The sequence below is a fragment of the Candidatus Pelagibacter sp. HIMB1505 genome, from assembly GCF_052047915.1.
GTDB classification, from domain to species: domain Bacteria; phylum Pseudomonadota; class Alphaproteobacteria; order Pelagibacterales; family Pelagibacteraceae; genus Pelagibacter; species Pelagibacter communis_A.
Map to the genome: position 1 here is coordinate 1 of NZ_JBNAIR010000002.1, position 23975 is coordinate 23975.

Annotated in this window: 30 protein-coding genes, 1 tRNA gene and 1 rRNA gene; 20 read left to right on the forward strand and 12 right to left on the reverse strand. The window is 26.8% G+C overall.

Annotated features, from left to right (window positions below):
* The first annotated feature begins 192 nt into the window (after positions 1–192).
* The 15 genes from ACTTAU_RS06315 (at position 193) to ACTTAU_RS06385 (ending at position 11598) form a co-directional block, all read left to right on the forward strand.
* Positions 193–378, forward strand: coding sequence for a hypothetical protein (locus ACTTAU_RS06315; RefSeq protein ID WP_440632924.1), 186 nt, complete (start codon positions 193–195; stop codon positions 376–378).
* 374 nt (positions 379–752) lie between these two features.
* Complete coding sequence (locus tag ACTTAU_RS06320) at positions 753–2450, forward strand: hypothetical protein (RefSeq protein WP_438304387.1); 1698 nt, start codon at positions 753–755, stop codon at positions 2448–2450.
* Positions 2440–3171, forward strand: a complete 732-nt coding sequence (locus ACTTAU_RS06325; RefSeq protein WP_438304386.1) for an FkbM family methyltransferase — start codon at positions 2440–2442, stop codon at positions 3169–3171. The genes ACTTAU_RS06320 and ACTTAU_RS06325 overlap by 11 nt, the downstream gene beginning before the upstream one ends.
* Complete coding sequence (locus ACTTAU_RS06330; protein ID WP_438304384.1) at positions 3155–3943, forward strand: glycosyltransferase; 789 nt, start codon at positions 3155–3157, stop codon at positions 3941–3943. The genes ACTTAU_RS06325 and ACTTAU_RS06330 overlap by 17 nt, the downstream gene beginning before the upstream one ends.
* Positions 3936–4733 (forward strand): NAD-dependent epimerase/dehydratase family protein, encoded by a 798-nt coding sequence (locus tag ACTTAU_RS06335; RefSeq protein WP_438304382.1) that lies wholly within the window; start codon positions 3936–3938, stop codon positions 4731–4733. The genes ACTTAU_RS06330 and ACTTAU_RS06335 overlap by 8 nt, the downstream gene beginning before the upstream one ends.
* A gap of 58 nt (positions 4734–4791) precedes the next feature.
* The gene (gene gmd / locus ACTTAU_RS06340) at positions 4792–5838 is read left to right on the forward strand and encodes a GDP-mannose 4,6-dehydratase (RefSeq protein WP_438304381.1); all 1047 of its coding nucleotides are present in this window, start codon (positions 4792–4794) and stop codon (positions 5836–5838) included.
* Entirely contained in the window at positions 5825–6775 is a 951-nt protein-coding gene (locus ACTTAU_RS06345) for a GDP-L-fucose synthase family protein (protein ID WP_438304380.1), read from the forward strand. Before gmd ends, ACTTAU_RS06345 begins: the two co-directional genes overlap by 14 nt.
* Positions 6762–7661, forward strand: a complete 900-nt coding sequence (locus ACTTAU_RS06350) for an NAD-dependent epimerase/dehydratase family protein (protein WP_438304378.1) — start codon at positions 6762–6764, stop codon at positions 7659–7661. The genes ACTTAU_RS06345 and ACTTAU_RS06350 overlap by 14 nt, the downstream gene beginning before the upstream one ends.
* A gap of 54 nt (positions 7662–7715) precedes the next feature.
* Positions 7716–7830 (forward strand): 5S ribosomal RNA (gene rrf, locus ACTTAU_RS06355).
* Positions 7831–7840: 10 nt separating this feature from the next.
* Positions 7841–7966, forward strand: coding sequence for a type B 50S ribosomal protein L36 (gene ykgO, locus ACTTAU_RS06360; RefSeq protein ID WP_438304377.1), 126 nt, complete (start codon positions 7841–7843; stop codon positions 7964–7966).
* A gap of 4 nt (positions 7967–7970) precedes the next feature.
* Complete coding sequence (locus tag ACTTAU_RS06365; protein WP_438304375.1) at positions 7971–8081, forward strand: aa3-type cytochrome c oxidase subunit IV; 111 nt, start codon at positions 7971–7973, stop codon at positions 8079–8081.
* Positions 8082–8096: 15 nt separating this feature from the next.
* A complete protein-coding gene (locus ACTTAU_RS06370) occupies positions 8097–9185 on the forward strand; it encodes an NAD(P) transhydrogenase subunit alpha (RefSeq protein ID WP_438304374.1) in 1089 nt (362 codons plus the stop codon).
* Between the two features lie 3 nt (positions 9186–9188).
* Positions 9189–9497: a proton-translocating transhydrogenase family protein gene (locus tag ACTTAU_RS06375; protein ID WP_438304372.1), complete on the forward strand. Its 309-nt coding sequence runs from the start codon at positions 9189–9191 to the stop codon at positions 9495–9497.
* Between the two features lie 3 nt (positions 9498–9500).
* On the forward strand, positions 9501–10895 hold the full coding sequence (locus ACTTAU_RS06380) for an NAD(P)(+) transhydrogenase (Re/Si-specific) subunit beta (protein WP_438304370.1): 1395 nt from the start codon (positions 9501–9503) through the stop codon (positions 10893–10895).
* A 4-nt stretch (positions 10896–10899) separates the two neighbouring features.
* On the forward strand, positions 10900–11598 hold the full coding sequence (locus ACTTAU_RS06385) for a transaldolase family protein (RefSeq protein WP_438304368.1): 699 nt from the start codon (positions 10900–10902) through the stop codon (positions 11596–11598).
* On the opposite strand, the gene ACTTAU_RS06390 is transcribed toward ACTTAU_RS06385, so the two are convergent.
* The 12 genes from ACTTAU_RS06390 to tkt all read right to left on the reverse strand — a co-directional run bounded on the left by ACTTAU_RS06390 (position 11583) and on the right by tkt (position 21084).
* Positions 11583–12674, reverse strand: coding sequence for an O-antigen ligase family protein (locus tag ACTTAU_RS06390; protein WP_438304367.1), 1092 nt, complete (start codon positions 12672–12674; stop codon positions 11583–11585). The two genes, ACTTAU_RS06385 and ACTTAU_RS06390, sit on opposite strands and share 16 nt — an antisense overlap.
* A gap of 157 nt (positions 12675–12831) precedes the next feature.
* Positions 12832–12908, reverse strand: a tRNA-Met gene (locus ACTTAU_RS06395).
* A gap of 6 nt (positions 12909–12914) precedes the next feature.
* Positions 12915–13109, reverse strand: a complete 195-nt coding sequence (gene rpsU, locus ACTTAU_RS06400) for a 30S ribosomal protein S21 (protein ID WP_075484443.1) — start codon at positions 13107–13109, stop codon at positions 12915–12917.
* A 63-nt stretch (positions 13110–13172) separates the two neighbouring features.
* Positions 13173–13754, reverse strand: a complete 582-nt coding sequence (locus ACTTAU_RS06405; RefSeq protein ID WP_438304366.1) for a cell cycle transcriptional regulator TrcR — start codon at positions 13752–13754, stop codon at positions 13173–13175.
* Positions 13755–13985: a 50S ribosomal protein L31 gene (gene rpmE / locus ACTTAU_RS06410; protein WP_085114705.1), complete on the reverse strand. Its 231-nt coding sequence runs from the start codon at positions 13983–13985 to the stop codon at positions 13755–13757. It lies immediately after the preceding gene.
* Between the two features lie 35 nt (positions 13986–14020).
* Positions 14021–14761 carry an inositol monophosphatase family protein gene (locus ACTTAU_RS06415; RefSeq protein ID WP_438304364.1) on the reverse strand — a complete coding sequence of 247 codons (741 nt, stop codon included), beginning with the start codon at positions 14759–14761 and terminating at the stop codon, positions 14021–14023.
* A 4-nt stretch (positions 14762–14765) separates the two neighbouring features.
* Positions 14766–15326, reverse strand: a complete 561-nt coding sequence (gene efp, locus ACTTAU_RS06420; RefSeq protein WP_438304361.1) for an elongation factor P — start codon at positions 15324–15326, stop codon at positions 14766–14768.
* Complete coding sequence (locus ACTTAU_RS06425; protein ID WP_438304359.1) at positions 15323–15937, reverse strand: thiamine phosphate synthase; 615 nt, start codon at positions 15935–15937, stop codon at positions 15323–15325. The genes efp and ACTTAU_RS06425 overlap by 4 nt, the downstream gene beginning before the upstream one ends.
* Positions 15927–16934, reverse strand: a complete 1008-nt coding sequence (locus tag ACTTAU_RS06430; RefSeq protein ID WP_438304356.1) for a class I fructose-bisphosphate aldolase — start codon at positions 16932–16934, stop codon at positions 15927–15929. The genes ACTTAU_RS06425 and ACTTAU_RS06430 overlap by 11 nt, the downstream gene beginning before the upstream one ends.
* A gap of 2 nt (positions 16935–16936) precedes the next feature.
* Entirely contained in the window at positions 16937–18115 is a 1179-nt protein-coding gene (locus ACTTAU_RS06435) for a phosphoglycerate kinase (RefSeq protein ID WP_438304353.1), read from the reverse strand.
* Positions 18115–19122, reverse strand: a complete 1008-nt coding sequence (gap, locus tag ACTTAU_RS06440; protein WP_438304350.1) for a type I glyceraldehyde-3-phosphate dehydrogenase — start codon at positions 19120–19122, stop codon at positions 18115–18117. The genes ACTTAU_RS06435 and gap overlap by 1 nt, the downstream gene beginning before the upstream one ends.
* A 3-nt stretch (positions 19123–19125) precedes the next feature.
* Positions 19126–21084, reverse strand: coding sequence for a transketolase (tkt, locus tag ACTTAU_RS06445; protein WP_438304348.1), 1959 nt, complete (start codon positions 21082–21084; stop codon positions 19126–19128).
* 53 nt (positions 21085–21137) lie between these two features.
* On the opposite strand from tkt, the gene ACTTAU_RS06450 reads away from it, so the two are divergent.
* Genes ACTTAU_RS06450 through ACTTAU_RS06470 form a run of 5 tightly spaced genes read left to right on the forward strand, consistent with a single transcriptional unit; the run spans position 21138 to position 23973 of the window.
* Positions 21138–21461: a 5-formyltetrahydrofolate cyclo-ligase gene (locus tag ACTTAU_RS06450; protein WP_085114697.1), complete on the forward strand. Its 324-nt coding sequence runs from the start codon at positions 21138–21140 to the stop codon at positions 21459–21461.
* Positions 21449–21892, forward strand: coding sequence for a cell division protein ZapA (gene zapA / locus ACTTAU_RS06455; RefSeq protein WP_085114696.1), 444 nt, complete (start codon positions 21449–21451; stop codon positions 21890–21892). Before ACTTAU_RS06450 ends, zapA begins: the two co-directional genes overlap by 13 nt.
* A gap of 6 nt (positions 21893–21898) precedes the next feature.
* Positions 21899–22444, forward strand: a complete 546-nt coding sequence (locus ACTTAU_RS06460; protein ID WP_438304346.1) for a 5-formyltetrahydrofolate cyclo-ligase — start codon at positions 21899–21901, stop codon at positions 22442–22444.
* Positions 22441–23247, forward strand: a complete 807-nt coding sequence (locus ACTTAU_RS06465; protein WP_438304344.1) for a TIGR00282 family metallophosphoesterase — start codon at positions 22441–22443, stop codon at positions 23245–23247. Before ACTTAU_RS06460 ends, ACTTAU_RS06465 begins: the two co-directional genes overlap by 4 nt.
* Before the next feature lie 3 nt (positions 23248–23250).
* A complete protein-coding gene (locus ACTTAU_RS06470; protein ID WP_438304343.1) occupies positions 23251–23973 on the forward strand; it encodes a YebC/PmpR family DNA-binding transcriptional regulator in 723 nt (240 codons plus the stop codon).
* Positions 23974–23975 lie beyond the last annotated feature (2 nt).

Sequence of the window (23975 nt, forward strand, 5' to 3'; positions counted from 1 at the left end):
GCAGATTTATTTATAAAATTTACATCAAGTATAAAAATATAATATATTGCGGGAAGTGAGATTAGAATATTTAATATTATAATGATTAATATTTTTTTATTTTTAAATCCATAATACAAAATAAAATTTATTAGAAAAAAAATTGAAAAAACAGAAAAATTCGGACTTATATAGGAAGCCAAAGCACATGAAATGACATTAAATATTACAAATTTAAAACTTCTTTTATTTAAAAATTTGACAAAGAAAAATATACTTAAGCTAAAAATGGTAAGACCCAATAATCTGCTATCTGGCCAGATGGATAAAGACCTAAATGTTGGTGATAAAAATAGTATGCTGGATAAAACTAGGGCAATTTTTTTATTTTTTGTATAATCTTGTTCTCTAATTATTTTATAAAAAATATAGGGTAATATAAGGCAAATATGTAAGTGCAAAAGTCTTATAAAATTGTCATCAAGGTTAATTTTTTCAAGGAATGATAGAAAAATGATTAATACAGGAGAATGTCTTGAAGAATATTTGTCGTAATTTAATAAGCTATCAAGAAAATTATTTGAGAAATGTATACTAATATTTTTTTGATTATAATAATCAGTAATCGCACCTCCGGTCGAATTTTCAGAAAGAAAAAATCCAGTTATTAGAGACAAATAAAGAATTGAAAAAAAGACTATTTCTTTATAAGAAAAATTGTTATTTAGATTGTATTTTTGCATTAACTTAATAAATAACTATCAATATACAAAGTGGCTGAACATATAATTTTTTTATCTTATATATTAATTTTTATTATATCCATAATCGGACATGGTGAAATTTTTTCCAGAATAATTTACAAAGATTTACTTGAATTAAATGTTGGATATTTGGGTATAATAGGTTTTTTTTCACTTTCAGTTTATTCGATTTTATCATCATTTTTATTTTCTCATAATTTTGCACATAATATTGTTGTTCATTTTATAGGCTTTATAGGTTTTTATTTTTATATAAGAAGAGATCAAAATAACATAATGCATATTAGATATTTATTATTGTTATTGTTGATTTTTTTAATTGGAGCATATGTTTATAAAAATCATGATGATTTTCCTTATTATCATTTAACATACACACTAAACTTATCAGAAAATAAATTCATAATTGGTACAGGAGTTTTTAGTCATGGTTTTAGAACATTTTCAAGTCTGTTTCACTTTCATTCACTTCTGTATATGCCTTATATAAAATTTTATTTATTTCACATCGGACCTTTTTTAATATTACTATTTTTTAACTATATCGTAATCTACAGATTGATAAAAAATAATATCAAAAATAATTTTACAAGTTATTTCTCACTACTTTCTGTTATTTTTGTTAACATAGTTTTTTATAGGCTTGGAGAACACGGAACTGATAGATCAGCTCAAATTTTACTTTTGTTAATTTTTTTATTTTTTGCAGATCTAATGTATTTTGAGGAAAAGAATAAAAAAATATCATTATATTTAAATTTATTACTGATTATTATTTTTTTAGCATCATCCATGAAAGCAATTTATTATATGTATTTGTTGCTGGTGCCCATAATACTTTTTAAAAAAAAATTTTTTAAAAAATTTTTTGTAAGAAAAAACTTTCTAATAATAATTGTTTTATCTTTCAGTCTTTTTGGAAATGTTGCTACTAATTATTTGACAACAGGTTGTATTTTATATCCAGCTGAAAAAACATGTATAGGAAACAATGAATGGTCGATTCCAAAAAAAGAGGTAAAAAGAATGAAACTGCATTATGAATGGTGGGCAAAAGCAGGAGGTGGGCCTGGCTATGTTTCTGAAATGCCTCAAAAGGATTATGTAAAAAATTTTAATTGGCTCAAAAATTGGATTGATCGACATTTTTTTAATAAAGTATCTGATACTCTTTTTGGATTAATTTTTGCGTATAGCCTGATATATTTCTTCTTTTATATTTCTTCCTTTAAAAAAACAAAAAAAATAAAAAATAGAACATATTTAGCGATTTTAATAATACCCATAATTTTTCTACTGGAGTGGTTTTTATTTCATCCTGCTATGAGATATGGAGGATATGTTTTAATAGCATTACCCTTAATAATATTCACTAGTATAATGATTGATAAATTAGATATTAAAAAAAAAAAAATTACTTCTTTAACAGTTATATTTTTGTCTATATCTATTTTTTTTTATTTAGGCAGAAATATTATTAGACTTAATAAGGAAATAAATTTTTATAATTACCCAATTTTAGAAAGTCCATATTTTTATATTGAGAAAAATCAATCTTTTAAAGTTTTGCAGAAAGCAGATTTTAGAATTTACTCTGTACCCAACGGCAAAATGTGCTGGGCTGCAAAAACACCATGTTCATACAATAAAAAATTAAATATAGATAAATTTTTAGGATTAAATATGGTTTACAGAAATGATTGGTAATCTTGTATTAAAAGCTCTAATGTTTTTTATTAATCTAATAGATTTAAAAAATAAACTTACAGTTATAAATTTTTTTAAAAAACGATTAAACAATAAATCTGTTTATGTATTTGATATTGGAGCACATAAAGGAGAAACTATTGATTTATTTTGTAAGAATTTAAACGTAAAGACAATCTATTCTTTCGAACCAAATATTAATTTGTTTAAAAAATTAAAAAGTAAAAAAAAATATTCATCAGATAATATTAAACTATTCAATATAGGCTTTGGAAAAAAAACTGAAACAAAATACTTAAACATATTTGAAGATACATCATCTTCAACCCTTAATATTCTTAACAAGAATACAGAATATTTTAAGAGAAAAGAAAAATTATTTTCATTATTTCAAAAAAAAGAAATTTTTTTAGCTAAAAAACAAAGTGTAAAAATTTCTAATTTTTCAGAATTTATTTCTGAAAAATTATTAGATCAGATAGATATTTTAAAAATTGATACGGAAGGTTATGAATATAATATTTTGTCTGGAATAAATACAAATGATTTCAAAAAAATTAAATTTATATATTTTGAACATCATTATGATTTGATGATTAATAAAGGCTATAAATATTCTGATGTAAAAAAACTTTTAGAGAAAAATAATTTTAAAATGAAACTTAAAATAAGAATGAAATTTAGAAAATCATTTGAATATATTTATGAAAATAAAAGCTAGTGTTATTATTGTGAATTACAACAATGCAATTTTTTTAAATAAAAGCATTAATTCTATATTAAGTCAGAGCGCTAAATCTTTAGAAATAATTGTGGTTGATGACATTTCATCAGATAATTCAATGGATGTACTAAAAAAATATAAGGGCAAAATAATTTCACTAAAAAACTCAAATAAAACAAAGCATGGTAGTTATAATCAGATGAATTCTTTCTACAAAGGTTATTTAAAATCAAAAGGTGAGTATATTTTCTTTTTAGATAGTGATGATTTTTTTAAATTTAATAAGGTAAAAATTATCACTGAAATATTTGAAAAAAATGAAAATATAGATTTAATTTTTGATCTTCCAATTTATAAATATAAAAAAAAAAATATAAAAAAAAAATTTTATCAAAAAAATTTTTTAATTTCAAATTGGCCAAGATTTTCACCACAAAGCTGCATGTCAGTGAGAAGAAAATTTGCAAAGGAAATATTTGAGAAAATAAAAATAAAAAAATTTGAGTCTATTTGGTTTGATTTTAGAGTTGCTTTATATTATTTCTTAAAAAACAAAAATATTTTTGTAATTAATAAATACCTAACGTATTACAGACAGCTAGATAATTCTGCATCAAAAAAATACAAATTATTTTCCAAACATTGGTGGTACAGGAGAAACCAAGCACATGATTTTGTAAGTGTTTTTTCAAGAAAGCTAAAGTTAAGTAACAGGTTAACAATTGATAAGATAATTACAAAATTTATTTGCTTATTTGTAAATGACTAGAATATTAATAATTGGAAAAAAAAGCTTTTTAGGCTCTAATCTAAATAGATATTTATCTAAAAAATTTGAAACAGTAAATCTATCATTTAAAGATATCAAAAAAAAAAATGTTGAATTTTTTAAAAAATTTACTCATGTGATTAACACTTCTATATCTCCTAATTATGTAAATAAAAAATATAATTCAAAACATGATACAGATTTTAATTTTATTGAAAAATTCAAAAAAATAAATTTTTATTATATTTTTTTTAATACAAGAAAAATTTATGCTCTAAAAAAAAATATAACTGAAAAATCAAAAATAAGACCTAAAGATAACTATGCAAGAAATAAACTTATTACTGAAAAATATTTAAGAAAGAAAATTAAAAAAAGATTAGTTTGTTTAAGAATTTCAAATGTAATTGGTCATAGAATTTTCAAAAATTCAGCTAATAGCCACAAATTATTTTTTGATAATTTTTTAATTTACAGAGAAAAATATCAAAAAAAAAAAAAGATTAATGTTTATAACGATTTTAAAGACTTTTTAAGTATTGATCAGTTTTGTAAAATAATTCTTAAGATAATAAAACTAAAAATATATGGAGTTTTTAATGTTTCTATTTCTAAAAAAATTTACATTTCTGAAATCATATCATGGATTGATCACACTTTTTTGCAAAATGTAAGACTTTTAAAATCGACAAACGACTCTTTTACATTATCTAATAAAAAATTAATTAATAAAATTAAAATAAAAATTTCAAAAAATCAGCTTAAAAGATTTTGTAAAAACCTAATTTAATTATTATTATATATTTAACTTTCTTTACTAAATGAGATAAATAACATATCAAAAAAATATGAAAAAAAAATCTGCATTAATTTTTGGTATAACAGGACAAGATGGATCTTATTTAGCTGAGTTATTATTAAAAAAGAATTATATAGTGAATGGAGTTAAAAGAAGGTCATCTAGTATTAACACTTTAAGGGTAGATCATATTTATCAGGATCCCCATGAAAAAAATTATAATTTTAGACTTTTTTATGGAGACATTACTGACTCACTATCAGTATCAAACATAATTAAAAAAACAATGCCGGATGAAATTTATAATCTAGCTGCCCAATCCCATGTTGCTGTTTCATTTGAAGTACCAGAGTATACAGCAAATGCTGATGCTTTAGGTGCATTAAGAATCCTTGAAGCAATAAAGTTCCACAAACTTGAAAAAAAAACAAAATATTATCAAGCTGGAACTTCAGAAATGTTTGGAAATGTTCAATCAATCCCTCAAAATGAAAAGACTGAATTTTATCCTTTAAGTCCTTATGGAGTTGCTAAAGTATATGCTCATTGGATTACTAAAAATTATCGTGAAGCGTATAAGATTTTTGCCTGCAATGGAATTTTGTTTAATCATGAAAGTCCTAGAAGAGGTGAAACGTTTGTTACAAAAAAAATAGTCTCAGCCTTATGTAGAATAAAAATAGGTAAACAAAAAAAATTATTTTTAGGAAATATTTATGCAAAGAGAGATTGGGGACATGCAAAAGATTATTGTGAGGCAATGTGGAAGATATTACAACAAAAGAAACCAGAGGATTATGTTATTGCTACAGGTAAACAATATTCTATAAAAGAATTTATTAATTTGACTGCTAAAAAATTGAATATGAAATTATTTTGGAAAGGAAAAGGAATAAAAGAGAAAGCATATGATATCAACAACAAACCTATTATTGAATGTGATAAGAATTATTTTAGACCACTCGATGTAAATACATTGTTAGGAGACTCTAGAAAAGCAAGAAAAAAGCTTAAATGGAAACCTAGAATTAATTTAAGCTCATTAATTGATGAAATGATATATGCTGAGTATAAAATTCTAGATGAATTTAAATAAAAAAAGCAAGATATTTATAGCAGGCCATAATGGCATGGTTGGATCATCTATTCTAAGATATTTTAAAAAAAAAAATTATAAAAATTTAATAACTAGGACAAGAAATTCCCTTGATTTATTAAGCCAAAAAAAAACTTATAATTTTTTTTTAAAAGAAAAACCAGAATTTGTGATTATAGCAGCTGCGAAGGTTGGAGGAATACTAGCTAATAATTTAAACAGAGGTGAATTTATTTATGAAAACCTGATGATACAAACTAATTTAATTCACTCTTCTTATCTTTGTGGTGTTAAAAAACTCATTTTTTTAGGATCTAGTTGTATATACCCAAAATTTTCTCAACAACCAATTAAAGAAGATTATTTATTATCTGGCAAATTAGAGGGTACAAATGAACCTTATGCAATAGCTAAGATTGCAGGATTAAAAATGTGTGAAGCATATAACAAACAATACAATACAAATTTTCTATGTTTAATGCCAACAAATTTATATGGTCCAAATGACAATTATAATCCAAAAAATTCACATTTTTTTCCTGCGCTACTAAGAAAAATACATGATGCAAAAAAAAATAATAAAAAAGATATAAGATTATGGGGTGATGGAACTCCAAAAAGAGAATTGATGTTTGTAGATGATATGGCTGAGGCTACAGAATTTTTTTTAAAAAAAAGAACCAAACATTCATTAATAAATATTGGCAATGGAGATGAAAAAACTATCAAGCAATTTTGTGTTTATTTGTTAAATGAATTTAAATTAAATTTAAAAATTAAATTTGATAAATCAAAACCTAATGGTACTCCTAGAAAAATATTAGATATTTCTAGGGCAAGAAAATATGGATGGAAAGCAAAATATAAATTAGATGAGGGTTTTAAAATAACTTATGAGAGTTTTTTAAAATTAGAAACAAAAAATGAAAAAAAATAAAAAATATTTAGTTGTTACTGGTGGAAGTGGTTTTGTCGGATCAAATTTAATAAATTATTTAATTTTGAAAACTAAATTTAATATAATATCTATTGATGATTACTCATCTGGATCAAAAAAAAATGAGCAAAAAAATAAAAGAATTACTTATATTAAAGGCAATACCTCCGAAATAAATAAAATCCTAGGTAACAAAGCTAATAAGATTCATTCTTTATTTCATTTTGGAGAGTTTTCTAGAATTTATCAAAGTTTTGTTCAAATGGATAAATGCATTCAATCAAACACTATTGGTACAAATGAGGTTTTTAAATTCTGTCTAAAAAATAATATTAAATTGATATATTCAGCGACTTCAGCATCTCTTGGAAATAGTGGAAATGATAAAAATCTTTCTCCATACTCTTTTAGTAAAACACAAAATTTAGAGTTTTTAGAGAATTTAAAAAAGTGGTTTAATTTTAAATTTGAAGTAATATTTTTTTATAATGTTTATGGCCCTGGTCAAATAAAGACTGGTAAAATGGCAACTGTAATTGGAATTTTTGAAGATCATTTTTTAAAAAAGAAATCACTCCCTGTTGTTAGACCAGGATCACAATCAAGAAGATTTACTCATATTCAAGATACAATTGAAGTATGTTACTTAGCTTGGAAAAAAAATAGATGCAAATATTACAGTATTACAAATACTAAAAGCTATAAAATATTACAGGTCGCTAAAATGTTTAGTAATAAAATTAGATTATTACCCCCGAGAAAAGGTGAGAGATTTGCCTCATCTTTGACGAAATTAATTTTGTCAAATAAAATTTTAAGATTTTATGGCAAGATAGATTTGAAAGATTATGTGAGAAATTTAATTAAAAATGAGCATAAATTTTAAAATTTTCGATTAAATCAGTGTTTACATTACAAATTTTTAAGTTATAAAACCTTTGCCGGTAATTATTGCGAAAGTGTTATACCCGATCCCATTCCGAACTCGGAAGTCAAGCCTTTCAGCGCCAATGGTACTTTGTCTTAAGACACGGAAGAGTAGGTCATTGCCGGCAATTAAAAATTATGAAAATAAAAAGTTCACTTAAATCCGTCAAAAAAAGAGACCTTAACTCTAAATTAGTCAAAAGAAGGGGTAGGGTTTATATAATAAATAAAACCAACCCTAAATTTAAAGCAAGACAAAAATAGTTTTATGGATAATGAAAACCATAAAAATACTTGGAATAATTTTACAAAATTTGTTACGTGGGGAACAGTTGCCGTAATATTAGTTTTAATTTTAATGGCAATATTTTTATTATAATTTTAAAAATCTTTGATGAACTTAGCTTCCATTTCAGAAGATAAAGATAAGGAAAAAAGAATTGCTGTTACTCCTGAAATTGCAAAAAAATATATTAGTTTAGGCTTTAATTTATCTTTACCAAATAATTATGGATCTCATTTAGGTTTTAGTGATGAGGAATATAAAAATTTAGGTGTTAGTTTTTCAGATAGCGAAGAGGAGATAATTAAAAACTCAGATATTATTATCCAGTTAGGATTATTAAGTGATGAAAAACTATCATTATTAAAAGAAAACCAAACATTAATTGGATCTTTAAATGCTTTTTCAAATAAAGAAAAATTAGACAACTTAAAATCAAAAAAAATTAATTGTTTTTCATTGGAACTGCTTCCAAGAATTACGAGAGCGCAATCAATGGATATTTTATCCTCACAAGCAAATTTGGCTGGCTATAAGGCAGTTGTTGAGGCTTTTCAAGTTTATGAAAGAGCAATTCCCATGATGATGACTGCAGCAGGAACTGTCCCCGCAGCTAAAGTTTTAGTAGTTGGCGCAGGGGTTGCAGGATTACAAGCAATTGCAACAGCAAAGAGGATGGGAGCAGTGGTGTTTGCAACAGATGTAAGGATGGCTTCTAAAGAGCAAGTGGAAAGTTTAGGTGGTAAATTTTTAAATGTTGAAGGTGCTGAAAATTTAGAGACAGAGGGTGGTTATGCAAAAGAAGCTTCAGATGATTTTAAAAAAAAACAAGAAGAATTATTAACTGAGACTTTAAAAAAAATTGATATTATTATTTGTACAGCCTTAATTCCAGGCAGAGAGGCACCTAAAATTGTAAAAGAAGAGATGTTTAAAAATCTACAATCAGGCTCCATTATTTATGATTTAGCAGCTATTCAAGGAGGTAATACTGCTTTTACAAAAGTAGATGAAATTGTTGAAAAAAATGGAGTAAAAATTTTAGGAGAGGCAAATATTTTAAATAAACTGCCAGTTTCGGCATCAAATTTATATGCTAAAAATGTATTTAATTTTATTTCAAATTTATACGATAAAGAAAATAAGAAATTAAATATTAATTTAGAAGATGAAATAATTGAAAAAACTTTAATAAAATAAATTATGGAAATAGACCCTTTTATATTCAGATTAAGTATATTTATATTATCAATATTTGTTGGTTATTATGTGGTGTGGAGCGTGACACCTTCATTGCATACACCTTTAATGTCTGTAACTAACGCAATTTCATCAGTAATCATAGTGGGTGCAATTATTGCAGCTTTATCTGGTGGAGATGGAGTTGTATTTTCTTCATCAAGTATTTTTGGTTTTCTAGCTATTGTTTTAGCAGCAGTTAATATATTTGGTGGATTTTTAGTTACTCAAAGAATGCTTGCAATGTACAAAAAAAAGAAAAAGGATAAATAATTAATGTCTGCAAACCTTTCAGCAATTTTATATCTTATATCTGGAGTATTATTCATTTTAGCTTTAAGAGGATTGTCATCTCCAGAAACTTCAAGACAAGGAAATTTATTTGGAATTATTGGAATGGTGATAGCAGTATCAGTCACTTTCCTATCAGTTGGTAATTTTTCATCTGGATTTATTTATGTACTTATTTTTTTAGCAATCGGCGGAAGCATTGGAGCGTTTATTGCTTACCGAATTCCAATGACAGCAATGCCAGAATTAGTAGCTGGTTTTCATAGTTTAGTTGGATTAGCTGCCGTATTTGTTGCAATCTCAGCTTTTATTAATCCTGAGGCTTTTGGACTTGGAACCCCTGGAAATATAAAACTTGCTAGTTTAATTGAAATGGCAATTGGTGCTGCAGTTGGTGCAATTACTTTTTCAGGTTCTGTTATTGCTTTTTTAAAACTTCAAGGAATAATGTCAGGTGCACCCATAACCTTTAAAGGTCAACACGCATTAAATGCATTAATTTTAATCTCAATTGTAATTCTAACTTATTATCTTTGTTCAACTCAGTCTGCTAATTTGTTTTGGATATTAATTGCAGTATCTTTTTTAATTGGGTTTTTAATTATTATTCCAATTGGAGGAGCAGATATGCCGGTGGTGATTTCAATGTTAAATTCTTATTCTGGTTGGGCAGCAGCTGGAATTGGTTTTACTTTAGAAAATACAGCATTAATTATTACAGGTGCTTTAGTTGGTTCATCTGGAGCAATTTTATCATATATAATGTGTAAAGGAATGAACAGATCATTCTTTAATGTTATTTTAGGAGGCTTTGGTGCAACAGAGCAATCAGCAGGAGATAAAAATAAAGAACAAAGACCTGTTAAAAGTGGGAATGCTGATGATGCAGCTTTTTTAATGAAGAATGCTTCATCGGTAATTATTGTGCCAGGTTATGGAATGGCAGTAGCACAAGCTCAACATGCTTTAAGAGAAATGGTGGATACTTTAAAGAAAAATGATATCAAAGTATCTTATGCCATTCACCCTGTTGCAGGAAGAATGCCAGGTCATATGAACGTATTATTAGCTGAAGCAAACGTTCCTTATGATGAAGTTTTTGAGCTTGAAGAGATTAATAATGATTTTGCAAATGCAGATGTCGCATTTGTAATTGGAGCAAATGACGTAACAAATCCTGTTGCAAAAACAGATCCTCAAAGTCCTATATATGGCATGCCAGTTCTTGATGTAGAAAAATGCAAGTCAGTGTTATTTGTTAAAAGAAGCTTATCTCCTGGATATGCTGGAATAGATAATGATCTTTTTTATAAAGAAAATACTTTGATGTTGTTTGCTGATGCAAAAAAAATGACAGAAGACATTACAAAAAACCTATAACTCAATGAATACCAAAATTTTTTGTGATATTGCAGATTTATCATCGATAGCTCAATTTAATAAAAAAAGTATTGTAAAAGGTTTTACTACAAACCCAAGTTTAATGAGAAAAGCGGGTGCAAAAGATTATAAGTCTTATTCTGAGCAAATATTAAAAGTTTGCAAAAAAAAACCTATTTCTTTTGAAGTTTTCGCTGATGATCAAAAATCTATGATCGATCAGGGAAAAAAAATCAGTACTTGGGGTAAAAATGTGTATGTAAAAGTTCCTATTGTGAATACAAAAAATAAATTCATGGGTAGAGTTATTAAAGAATTAAACAATAAAGATATTAAACTTAATATAACAGCTGTTTATAGTGCAAAACAAACTGAAAAGATTTTGAAAGTTATTAATAAAGAGACAAAAGTGATTATATCAATTTTTGCAGGAAGAGCAGGTGATGCAGGTAAAGATCCAATTCCTGAATTTAAAAAAAGTATTATTTTAGCAAAAAAATTTAAGAATGTTGAAATACTTTGGGCGAGTGTGAGAGAGCCATATAACTTTTTACAAGCTAAACAATTGGGTTGCCACATAATTACAATACCACCATCAATAATTGAAAAAATTGAAAAATTTGGAAAGTCTTTTAATCAATTGACTAAAGAAACTGTAAAAGCTTTTTTAGTTGATAGCAAAAAATCTCAATTTAAACTTTGATTAGATTTAAAAATTTTGTAGTTCCCCATAAGTAAGGTATAATTTATCCAAAATAACCCACTCGAAAATGTTGCAAAAAAACTACCAGATGGAATGAGTGGTATTAAATTTACAACTATAAATAGCAAACCAGAAAGTTGATATAAATTCAAATTTTCTCTTAATTGTTTGAGAGCAAATGTTAATGAGAAAAACATAAAAAGTAAGAAAAAAAAATAACCGAACAAACCAGTTTCAGCTAAAAATTCATAATGTAACTGATGTGGATGAGTATTTGCTCTTCTATCATTTAGTTTATGATTAGTCACATATTTTTCATCATAACTAGCTATTCTAAAATTTTTTATACCAACTCCAAAATAAATGTTTTTTTTGAAAATTTCTTTAGCAACACTATAGTGAGCTCCATATATAGAATTTTCAAGATAATAACCTATACCTTCTTTTGTTATTGACGATAGTTGAGAGATATATCTAGTTTTATAATTATTATTATAATTTAAGATAATTAATAAAAAAAAACTTATCAAAATTATTGTTGTTAAAAGATATCTTTTATTAAAACTTAAGATGAAATAACTGAATATTATTATCATTATAAATGTTTTAATAAAATTAGCTCTTTCACCAATCAGAAAAGAAATAACTAAAAATAAAAAAACTAATAGAAAATTGAGCTTTTTACTTCTATATTTATTATTAAAAAAACTTAGAACTATCAAAACAAATGCTGAAAAAAAATTTCCAATATTCATATCATCACCTGTAAAACTAGATATTCTCCCAGGTATAAGTGCTGTATTTCCGATGATATTTCTACCAAATAAAATCTCAAAAACTATATCAAATAAAACAAAAAGAAATATCCAAACCCAAAATTGAAATAAATTTTTTTCTAAATCATAATTATTTTGTAAAATTTTAAAAGTGATAATAAAAATTATAATTAATAAAAACTTTAAAACTCTTGGAAGAGATAAGTATAAATCTTCAGAGAAGAAAAGATTAATTAATAAAGAAATAAAAAAAATTAATAATAAAAAAATTTGATTTTTATTCTCATTAATAATAGACAATTTCAGATTATAGGGAAAAATTAAAAATAAGACTCCAATAAAAATAAATGCAAGATTAATAAATAAATTACCTATCAAAAATGTTATGGGGTAAATTGCAAAAATAAATAGTGAAAACTTGATGGGTAAGAGGCTTGATTTAATCACAATATTTTTTTGGTTGCGGGGGACGGATTTGAACCGCCGACCTTCAGGTTATGAGCCTGACGAGCTACCAGACTGCTCCACCCCGCGGTATACTTAAATTCTATTTTTAAGTTTATTAAGTTTTTTAACTCTTTTAATATTTTCTTGAAGAATTCTTTTTTTCTTCTCAGAAGGTTTTTCGTAAGTGTTTTTGAGCTTTATCACCTTAAAAAAGCCATCTCTCTGAAGTTTTCTTTTTAAAACTCTAAGAGCTTGTTCAACATTATTATCTTTGACTTCTATTTTAATAACTACCTCCAAAAAAACGATTAAATAACACTTTTAAAAATTTATGTCCATTCATTTTATTCATTAACTAACTGATTGTTGTTCTAATTTAGCTTTTTCTTTTTGTTTTTTTTCTCTTTTTACTCTTCTTTCAGCTTTTTCAATTGCTTCAACTAAATCTTTTTGAGTAAATAAATTTAAAGCCACAGGATCTTTGGGATTTAAATTATTATAATTCCAATAACTTTTATTCCTAATTGCTGTCACAGAATTTTTTGTAATTCCTACCAATTTTGCTATTTGAGAGTCTTTTAAAATATTGTGTTGTCGAATTAACCATAGCGCCGAATCTGGTTTATCCTGCCTTTTTGATAATGGAATATATTTCTTAGTTTTTTTTTCTGAATTAGAAATTTCAATATCAGAGCTCTTAATAATCAAAGGTCTATTTTGATCTTTTGATGAAAGTTCAATTTCTTCACGAGTTAATTGTCCTGATATAATTGGATTATAAGCTTTTATTCCCTTAGCTACCTCTCCGTCTGCAATTCCTTGGATTTCTACTTCATGAAGTTTACAAAATTCAGCAATTTGTTTAAACGTCAAAGTGGTATTTTCAACAAGCCAAACAGCTGTCGCCATTGGCATTAATGGTGCGTTTGACATTTAATTTTTTTTCTCTGCTTTAAAGTTTTGGAATTTTTTGTTGAATTTACTTATTCTACCTTTATCCATCAATTTCTGTTTTCCACCTGTCCATGCAGCGTGTGATTTTGGATCAATTTCTAGTTTAAGAACTTCTCCTTCTTTGCCCCAAGTAGATTTAGTTTCAAACTGCGTGCCATCAGTCATTTCAACTTTAATAGAGTGATAGTTTGGATGAATATTTTTTTTCATGACGAGACTTATAGCAAAAGAATTTACTAAAACAATTAAAAGTTATTCAATTTTTCAAGTAATTTTGAGTTAATATCGGGGCTAGAAGCTATAATTTTAATATTTTTATTATTGTTTAAATCAATTTCATTAAGTACACCACCAGCCTCTTTTACCAGAATGAGTCCAGCAGCAATATCCCAAAGATTTAGATCATGCTGAAAATATCCATCATATCTTCCAGCTGCAACATAGGCCATATCAAGTGCTGCACACCCTGATTTTCTGTAAGGTAAATCTAGTTCTTGTTTAGTTTTTCCTCCAGTTACAAACAAACAGTTGTTTAATTCGTTTTTTTTTGAAACTCTAATTCTGTGATTATTAAAAAAAGCACCATTTTCTTTTTCTGCAAAAAAAATTTCATTTTTAATAGGATCAAAAATTAATCCAGATATAATTTCTTCATTAGATTTTAAAGCAATTGAAATTGCAAAATGAGGTATACCGTGTAAAAAATTAATTGTTCCATCAATTGGATCAATTATCCAAGTATTATTTTTGTCCTTATTATTTTCCGCTCCGTTTTCTTCACTGATGATAGAGTAATTAGGTCTAGCTTTTTTTAATTCTTCAATAATGATCTTTTCAGCCTTTAAATCTGAATTAGTAACAAAATCAGATGGCCCTTTTTTTGAAACTTGTAGTTTTTCAATTTCACCAAAATCTCTGATAAGAACTTTTGAAGCCTTTTCACTTGCCTTTATCATTATATTTAAATTTGCAGAAATTGAATTCACAACTTTAAATTTTTTTGATGTATTCTAAATTTCTTGTATCAACAACAACTTCATCTCCAGCTTCAATAAAGGGTGGTACTTGAATACTTAATCCATTGTCTAATATTGCAGGTTTATAAGACGAGGATACCGTTTGACCCTTTAAGGCAGCATCTGTTGATTCAATTTTGCAATTTACTTGGTTGGGTAAGTCTATTGATATAGGTTTTTCATTGTAAAAACTCACAGAGACTTCAAGATTTTCTGTAAGTAATTTTCCTTTTTCACCAACTATGTCTTTTTTAATTTCAATTTGTTCAAATGATTTTGGATCCATAAAAAAATAATTATTTTCATCATCATACAAATAATTAAAACTAGTTTCTTCGACTGATGCTTTTTCAATAGTTTCACTTGATCTAAATCTTTCATTTAATTTTGTGTTTTTATTGACACTTTTCATTTCAACTTGAGCAAAAGCTCCACCTTTACCAGGTTTTACGTGTTGAGTTTTTAAAACTTGCCACAAATCATCTTTGTATTCTAAGAGCATCCCAACTCTTATTTCATTTGCATTTATTTTCATTTTAGTAGTTTAATAGTTTCAGTTGGTTTTAATATTTTATTATTCCAAACGTAGCCTGAAATAGCTAAAAAATCTGCCTTGTTCAACAAAAGTTTTTTATAATTTAGATTATTAATACCTCCAATAGCTACAACTGGAATATCAGACAATTTTTTGAGTTTTTTAATAACTCCCACGTTAGCTCTAAATCTAACTTTTTTAGTTTTTGTTATATTAAATGCACCAAAGGCTAAATAATCAGCTTTTTGTTTAATAGCAATTTTAGCAAACCTTATTGAGTTATGACAAGTAACACCAATTATCTTTTTTTTTAAAATTTTTCGAGCATCATTTAGCGCCATATCATTTTGACCTAAATGACATCCATCGGCATTTACTTGATAAGCTAGTTTGGGATCATCATTAATTAAAAATTTAACTCCAAATGCTTTGCAAATTATTTTAACTTTTTTCGCTACTTTAATTTTATTATCATAACTATCTTTTTTTAATCTTAACTGAAAAAAAGCTATTTTATTAGTTTTTAAAACTTTTCGTAAATCCCTGTAAAAATTTTTATATATTTTATTTGGAGAGATTAAGTATATGAACTTTTCTTTATTAGTTCTCAAGTTCCTTAGACCATTTGCCTTGTGCAGCCAAAGTATTCATCTTCGCTCTATGATTAAATACTTTTTGAGTTCCTTCAATATCGCTGATATTTTTTGACCAATGTTTTAACGCACTTTGTTGTAATGCTCTTCCATAAGAATAGGACATTATAAAATTTGTATCATTTACTTTATTTATTAAATTTAAATTTTCAGTAGATTCTATTTCTGATTGTCCACCTGATAAAAATGCTACACCTGGAACTTCAGATGGGACTGAGCTTTTTAAACATTCAACAGTTAGTTTTGCAACTTCATCACCATTAATTTTATTATCAGACTCTGATCCAGCTAAAATCATATTTGGTTTTAAAATTACACCTGTTAGATCAATTTTATGGAGTATTAATTCCTCAAAACATTTTTTAATTACTTCAGAAGTTTTTTTAAAACAGTCTTCAGCTGAATGATTTCCATCCATTAAAACTTCAGGTTCAACTATTGGAACCATATTGCATTCTTGAACTAATGCTGCGTATCTTGCAAGAGCATGCGCATTAGAATGTACAGCAAGTTTACTAGGATGATCTTTTGTAATATTGTAAACACCTCTCCATTTAGTAAATCTTGCCCCCAATTTGTAATATTCTTTTAATCTATCTCGTAGACCATCCAATCCTTCTGTAACTTTTTCATTTGGTGATCCAGCTAAACTTTTTGCACCTGTATCAACTTTAATACCTGGTATTGAGTTCACTGATTGCAATAGATCTGGAATATCTTTTTTATTTGAGGTTTGTTGTTTAATCGTCTCATCATAAAGGATTACTCCTCCAATACATTCTGACATGCTGCTTGATGAAAAAAGAGTTTCTCTAAATGATAATCTGTTCTCGGGAGTAGAAGGAACATTAACAGAATCTAGTCTTTTAGTCATTGTAGCCGTACTTTCGTCTGCAGCTAATATTCCCTTACCATTTGATAAAATTTTTAATGCTATTGTATTTAATTCAGACATGATTAATTGAGAGCGCTTATACCAGGAATTTCTTTTCCTTCAAGATATTCTAAAAAAGCTCCACCTGCAGTTGAAATAAAATTAAAGCCTTCAATTGCATTAATTTTGTTAAGTACCGAAATTGTATCACCTCCACCTGCAACTGAATAAATAGAATTTGATTTATGATTTTTAACAATAGATTTTGCGATTTGAAAGCTACCATTAGCAAAATCATTATTTTCAAAGTATCCAGCAGGACCATTCCACAAAATTGTCTTACTCGAATTAATTAAGTTATCAATTTTTTTAATAGTTTTTTCGCCTATATCTAAAATCATATCATCATCACTTATATCATTTAATTCTTTTGGCTCAGGTTTTCCATCTAAGCTTTTTGAAGTAATTACATCTTCTGGATAAATTATCGAACAAGAATATTGTTTTGATGTTTCAAAAATATTTTTAACAATTTCATTACAGTTTTCTTCATAAATTGATTTTCCAATCTTAATATCTCTATAACTTAAAATATTATTAGCCATCCCACCCACAATAATAATATTATCAAACTTAGGAATTAAATTTTTTATTATACCAATTTTTGTTGAGATTTTTGATCCACCAATTATGCAAGTAATTGGTTTTTCAATTTCTGATGTTACTTTTTTTAATGCTGTAACTTCTGAATTAAATTGCAGTCCACAATAGGAAGGCAAAAATTTTGTAATACTTGTGACTGATGCATGTGCTCTATGAGAACATGAAAATGCATCATTAATGTACACATCAGCAAATGACGCTAAATGTTGGGAAAAATTAGAATTATTCTTCTCTTCTTCTGGGTAAAATCTAATATTTTCTAATACTAAAATATTTCCATCAATATTTCTAAATAAATCTTTATTTTCTATTTTTCTAATATCATCCGTTATTAAATTTATTTTCTGGTTTAATTTCTCTGTTAGATTAGTGCAAATCGGTCTCATAGATAAAGCTGGAACTATTTTCCCTTTTGGTCTACCAACGTGAGAAATAATTATAATTTTTGCTTGTTTTTGTATTAGAAATTTTAAAGTTGGTAGGATTTTATTTATCCTTGTATCATCTTTAATAATACCATCTTGTAAAGGCACATTTAAATCTAATCTTAATAATACCTTCTTACCCAAAAGGTTTTTTTGGTCTTCAATATTTTTCATTAAGTATTTTTGTGTAAATACTCAGCTATATCACACATTCTATTTGAAAAACCCCATTCGTTATCATACCAAGCTGAAATTTTACCCATATAATCTCCAACAACATTTGTTAATGATCCATCTATTATTGATGATGCAGAGTTGTGATTGAAATCTATTGAGACAAGTTTTTCAAAAGTTAAATCTAAAACAGATTTTTTTTGTTTATCTATATATTCTTGAAACGAATTATTAATTGAGTTTACAGTTAAACTTTTCTTTGTACAAAAAACTAGTTCGACTAAAGAAACGTTTGGCGTAGGAACTCTCATTGCAACACCTTCTAATTTACCTTTAAGTGAAGGAATGATTTCCCCAATAGCTTTTGAAGCACCTGTAGACGTTGGAACTATTGATTGGCTTGCAGATCTTGCTCTTCTTGGATCTTTATGAGAATTATCTAATATTCTCTGATCACTTGTAAATGCATGAATTGTGGTCATAAAACCTTTTTCAATTTCAAATTTATTATTCAAAACATAAGCTGCTGGAGCCAAACAATTAGTTGTACATGATGCTGCAGAAATTATTTTATCCTCGACATTTATCTCACTCTCATTTACTCCAAACACAACAGTTTTATCAGCATTTTTACATGGTGCGGATACAATAACTTTTTTTGCCCCATTATTTAAATGTGGTAGAAGTTTATCTTTGGAATTAAATTTGCCAGTGCACTCAAACACATAGTCAACTTCTGATTTTTTCCAATCAATATTTTCTAAGTTAGTTTCTTTTGTAAATAATATCTTAGTCCCATTAATTATTAGATGATTTTCATCAAATTTAATTTCAGCATTGAATTTTCCATGAATAGAGTCATATTTTATTAATGTTGAGCATGCTTCAGGACCAGTTCGGTTATTTATATGCTTAATTTCTATATTTTTATTGTTGCTTTCTATAATTGATCGCAAGACCATTCGTCCAATCCTGCCCATTCCATTAATTCCAACTTTGATAGTCATAACTTATCTCCTTAAAAAATTTTTAATTTTAGATGAAACATTTTTTACTGATAAACCAAAATGATTATAAATATCTTCAAAAGGTGCACTTTTACCAAAATCTTCTATACCAAAAGTTAATCCATTTTTACCAACATATTTATTCCAACATTCTGTTCTTCCAGCCTCAATTGAGAAAATATATTTTGTTTCTTTCAAAATTTTGTTTTTATAACTTTGACTTTGATCATCAAATATCTCTTGGCATGGAACAGATATTACTTTTGAATATATTTTATGTTTTGCTAAGTTTTTACAAACTTTTTTAGCAAGATTTACTTCTGAACCACTTGCTAATATTGCTATAGTAATTTTCTTGTTTGATCTTAGAATTTCATATGCACCTAGTGCACACTTATTGGTATTGGAAAACCTCAATCTTACTGGGTCTAAATTCTGTCTAGTCAATGATAATACGCTAGGTGTATTTTTATTCTTTAACGCAATTTCCCAACATTCGATTGTCTCCATTCTATCTGCAGGTCTTAATACATTTAGATTTGGAATAGATCTTAAACCAGATAATTGTTCTATCGGTTGATGAGTTGGCCCATCTTCTCCCAGACCAATTGAGTCATGTGTCATTACATACACAACCTGCTTTTCCATTAAGGCTGACAATCTAATGGAAGGTTTACAATAATCTGAAAAAATTAAAAAAGTCCCACCATATGGAATAAATTTACTATGTAACGCTAAACCATTCATGATGGCTGCCATCGCGTGTTCTCTAACTCCGTAATGAATATAGTTTCCAGCAAATTTACCAGGTTCTATTATTTTTTGAGTTTTTGTTTTAGTATTATTAGAACCAGCTAAATCTGCTGATCCACCTACTAATGAATTTTCTTTATTTGTTAATGCTATTAAAGTTTTCTCAGAAGCCTTTCTTGATGCTAGTGGTTTTAATTCTTGAGCTGCAATTAATTTTTCTTTTTTAAATTCTTTTGTAAAATTTTGATTTAATATTTTATTAATTCTGGATTTGTTTTTTTGATAAATTTTATTCCATTTTTTTTCTATAATAGAACCTCTTTGACCAATCTTCCTCCATTCATTTAATAATTTTTTGGGTATGTCAAATGGCTTGTGAGGCCATTGAAGTTTATTTCTAACAAGACTAATTTCATCAGTTCCTAAAGGACTTCCATGCGATGAAGCCTTTCCAGATTTATTTGGTGATCCATAACCAATTTTTGTTTTACATGAAATTACTGTTGGTTTTTTTGCATTTTGCACTTTTTTTAATGCTCTAAAAATTTCTTTAGGATTATGTCCATTAATATTAATGTAATCCCAACCATAGCTTTCAAATCTTTTTTTAAAATTATCTGAAACAGCTAAACTTGTTGGTCCATCAATTGAAATTGAATTATTATCAAAAAGCATGATCAAGTTTTTAAGTTTAAGATGTCCTGCCAAACTCATAGCTTCGTGGCTTATACCTTCCATTAAACATCCATCACCAGCTAGAACATATGTTTTATGGTTAAATATATTTTTTCCTATTTTATGATCTAATATTGATTGTGCTAAAGCCATTCCAACAGCATTGCCAATCCCTTGTCCAAGTGGTCCTGTAGTTGTCTCTATTCCACTACCTGAATGATATTCAGGGTGTCCAGCACAAATGGAATTAAGTTGTCTAAAGTTCTTTATGTCTCTTAGAGAGATGCTTTTGTAGCCAGTAAGATATAGAAGAGAATACAGCAACATTGATCCATGACCTGCAGATAATACAAATCTGTCTCTATTTAACCAGTTTGGATTTTTAGGATTAAACCTTAAAAATTTTTGAAACAAAACTGTAACAACATCTGCCATACCCATTGGCATTCCAGGATGCCCTGAATTTGCCTTTTGAACCGCATCAATAGATAAAAATCTTATACAGTTAGTTAGGTTATGGTGTTGTTTGCTCAAAATTATCCTGTGTAGACTTAGAAGAATCTATTTAATATTATAAATATATATATATGAATTCCTTAACTGAAAAAGAAAAAAAATTAAATACAGTTTTAAATAAACTCAAAAATTTAAGTTTTAAAAACCCAGAATTAGACAACAATATTGAAGAATTAAAAAATAAAAAAAATCAATTAGAAATTGAAAAGAAAGAAATTGAGGACAAATATAAAATTTTAAAAGAGGACTATGAGTTATTGTCAAAGAAAATAGAAGAAATAAAAAATAATCAAAAGCTAGAAGAAAGAAAACAAATTGAATTTTCTGAAAAAATAGATGAATTAAATCAAGAAACAGATACCTTGTTAGAGGAAATAGACAAATGGCAAACGTAAGTATTAAATTTAATGGTAAAGAGTTTTTGCTATCATGTGATGATGGGCAAGAAGAGCATCTAGAAGAGCTTTTGATACAATTAAATAAAAAATTTAATGAGTTGAAAAATGATCTTGGAAATTTAGGAGAAAATAAATTGCTTTTGATTACAGCTGTTAAAGTTATGGATGAATATCATGAAACAAAGAAAAAAGTTGAACAAAAAAAAAATGAATTGAAGGAACTTTCAAATAAATTTAGAGAATTAAAAAGCTTGGTCTATGACTACAGAGATAAGAAAGAAGAGGAAATAAATCAACTAAAAGATAGACATGATAATTTAAAAATTGAAATTGAAAATAATCAAAAAAATTATGAAAAAATAATAGATCAAACTACAGACGAGATTTCAAATTTTATAGATAAAACTGATTTAGAAAGATTATCTTAATTTCCAGTGAATAAGTCAGCTATTAGAAAAAAATTAATAAATTTAAGAAAAAAAAATTACATAACTAATATTTCACTAAATCCCAATAAACTTTTTAAGTTAATAGAAAAACAAAATTTAAGTTCGAAAGTAATTGGTTGTTATTATCCATTTAATTATGAATTAGACATCTTAAATATTTTAGAGGCATTAGATAATGAGAATTATATTCTTTCGCTGCCAAAAATTTTAAAAAATAATGAAATGAATTTTTTTCAATGGTCTAAATCTGATCCTTTAAAAATTAATAGTTATGGAATACCTGAGCCAATTTCTAACAAAAAAATTGATCCAGATATTTTGTTAATACCTTTAGTGGGTTTTGATAGTCAGTTTAATCGACTAGGTTATGGTGGTGGATATTATGATAGATATTTATCAAAAGTAAAATTAGATAAGAAAATATTCAAAATTGGTGTGGGCTTTTCTTTTCAAGGTGTTAAAAATTTACCAATAAATAAATTTGATCAAAAACTTGATTGCATAATTACAGAAAAAAAGATTATTTTATGAAAATATTATTTTTAGGCGACGTGGTTGGGATATCTGGGAGCTCAAAAATTTTAAATAATCTCAAATCAGAAATTCAAAAAAAAAAAATAGATTTTGTTATAGTAAATGGTGAAAATTCTGCAGAACCTGGAGTTGGACTTACAGAGGATAATTGTAAAGATTTTTTTAATTGTGGTGTAGACGTGATTACATCTGGAAATCATGTTTGGGATCAAAAAGAAATAATGAGCTTTATTGAAAAAGAAAATAGACTTTTAAGGCCATATAATTTGTTTGAACCATCTCCTGGAAAAGGTTTTGAAATTTATAAAACCTCTGAAAATATTAATATTGGTGTTTTAAATTTAATGGGAAATGTGTTTATGAAAAAATGTGACGATGTTTTTGAAACTTCAAAAAAGTTTTTAAAAGAACATACACTAAAAGAAGACTATGATTTATTGATCGTAGATTTTCATGGAGAAATAACTAGTGAAAAAAATGCTATTGGTCATTATTTTGATGGAAAAGCAACTTTAGTAGTTGGAACACACACCCATATTCCAACTAACGATGCTCGGATTTTAAAAAATGGAACTGCTTATCAAACTGATGCTGGTATGTGTGGAGATTATGATTCTGTAATTGGTATGAATAAAGAGAATTCAATTAATAGATTTCTTAAAGAAAATTCAACAAAACATTTCCCTGCTGTTGGAGAAGCAACTTTGAGCGGTGTTATTGTTGAATGTGATTTGAAAACTGGTCTTTCAAAACATGTAGAAAGTTATATCTTTGGCGGACAATTAAAAAACACATTATAAATCATGGCAGGACATTCACATTGGGCAGGTATTAAACATAAAAAAGGAAAAGCTGATAAACAAAGATCAAAAATATTTTCAAAACTCTCAAAAGAAATTACTGTAGCAGCTAAGCTTGGAGATAAAGATCCAGCAATGAATCCAAGACTAAGATCAGCAATTCAAGCTGCAAGGTCTGCTAACATGCCTAAAGATAATATAGAAAGAGCAATTGATAAATCTTCAGTCAATACAGCTTCAAATTTTGAAGACCTTAGATATGAGGGATTTGGGCCTGAAAGAGTTGCTGTAATAGTTGAGACGTTAACTGATAATAAAAATAGAACAGCGTCTAATATAAGAACAATTTTTCAAAAAGCTGGAGGTAGCCTTGGTACTCAAGGATCAGCATCACATAATTTTAATCAGATGGGAGTAATTAAAATTGATAAAAAAGAAATTTCAGAGGAAGAAATACTTGAGTTAGCAATAGAAGCTGGAGCAGATGAGTGTATAACAAAAGAAAACGTTCATGAAATACAGTGTCCAATGAATGAAATTTACAATGTAAAAAAAAATTTAGAAAAAAAAATAATGAATTTCATTTCAACTGAAATTGAATGGGTACCTCTTAATAATGTTAAAGTTGTAGGCGAACAAAAAGAAAAACTTATTGAATTTTTTGAAGCACTTGATGATGACGACGATGTTCAAAATATTTTTTCAAATGCAGATTTAGGAGAGTAACT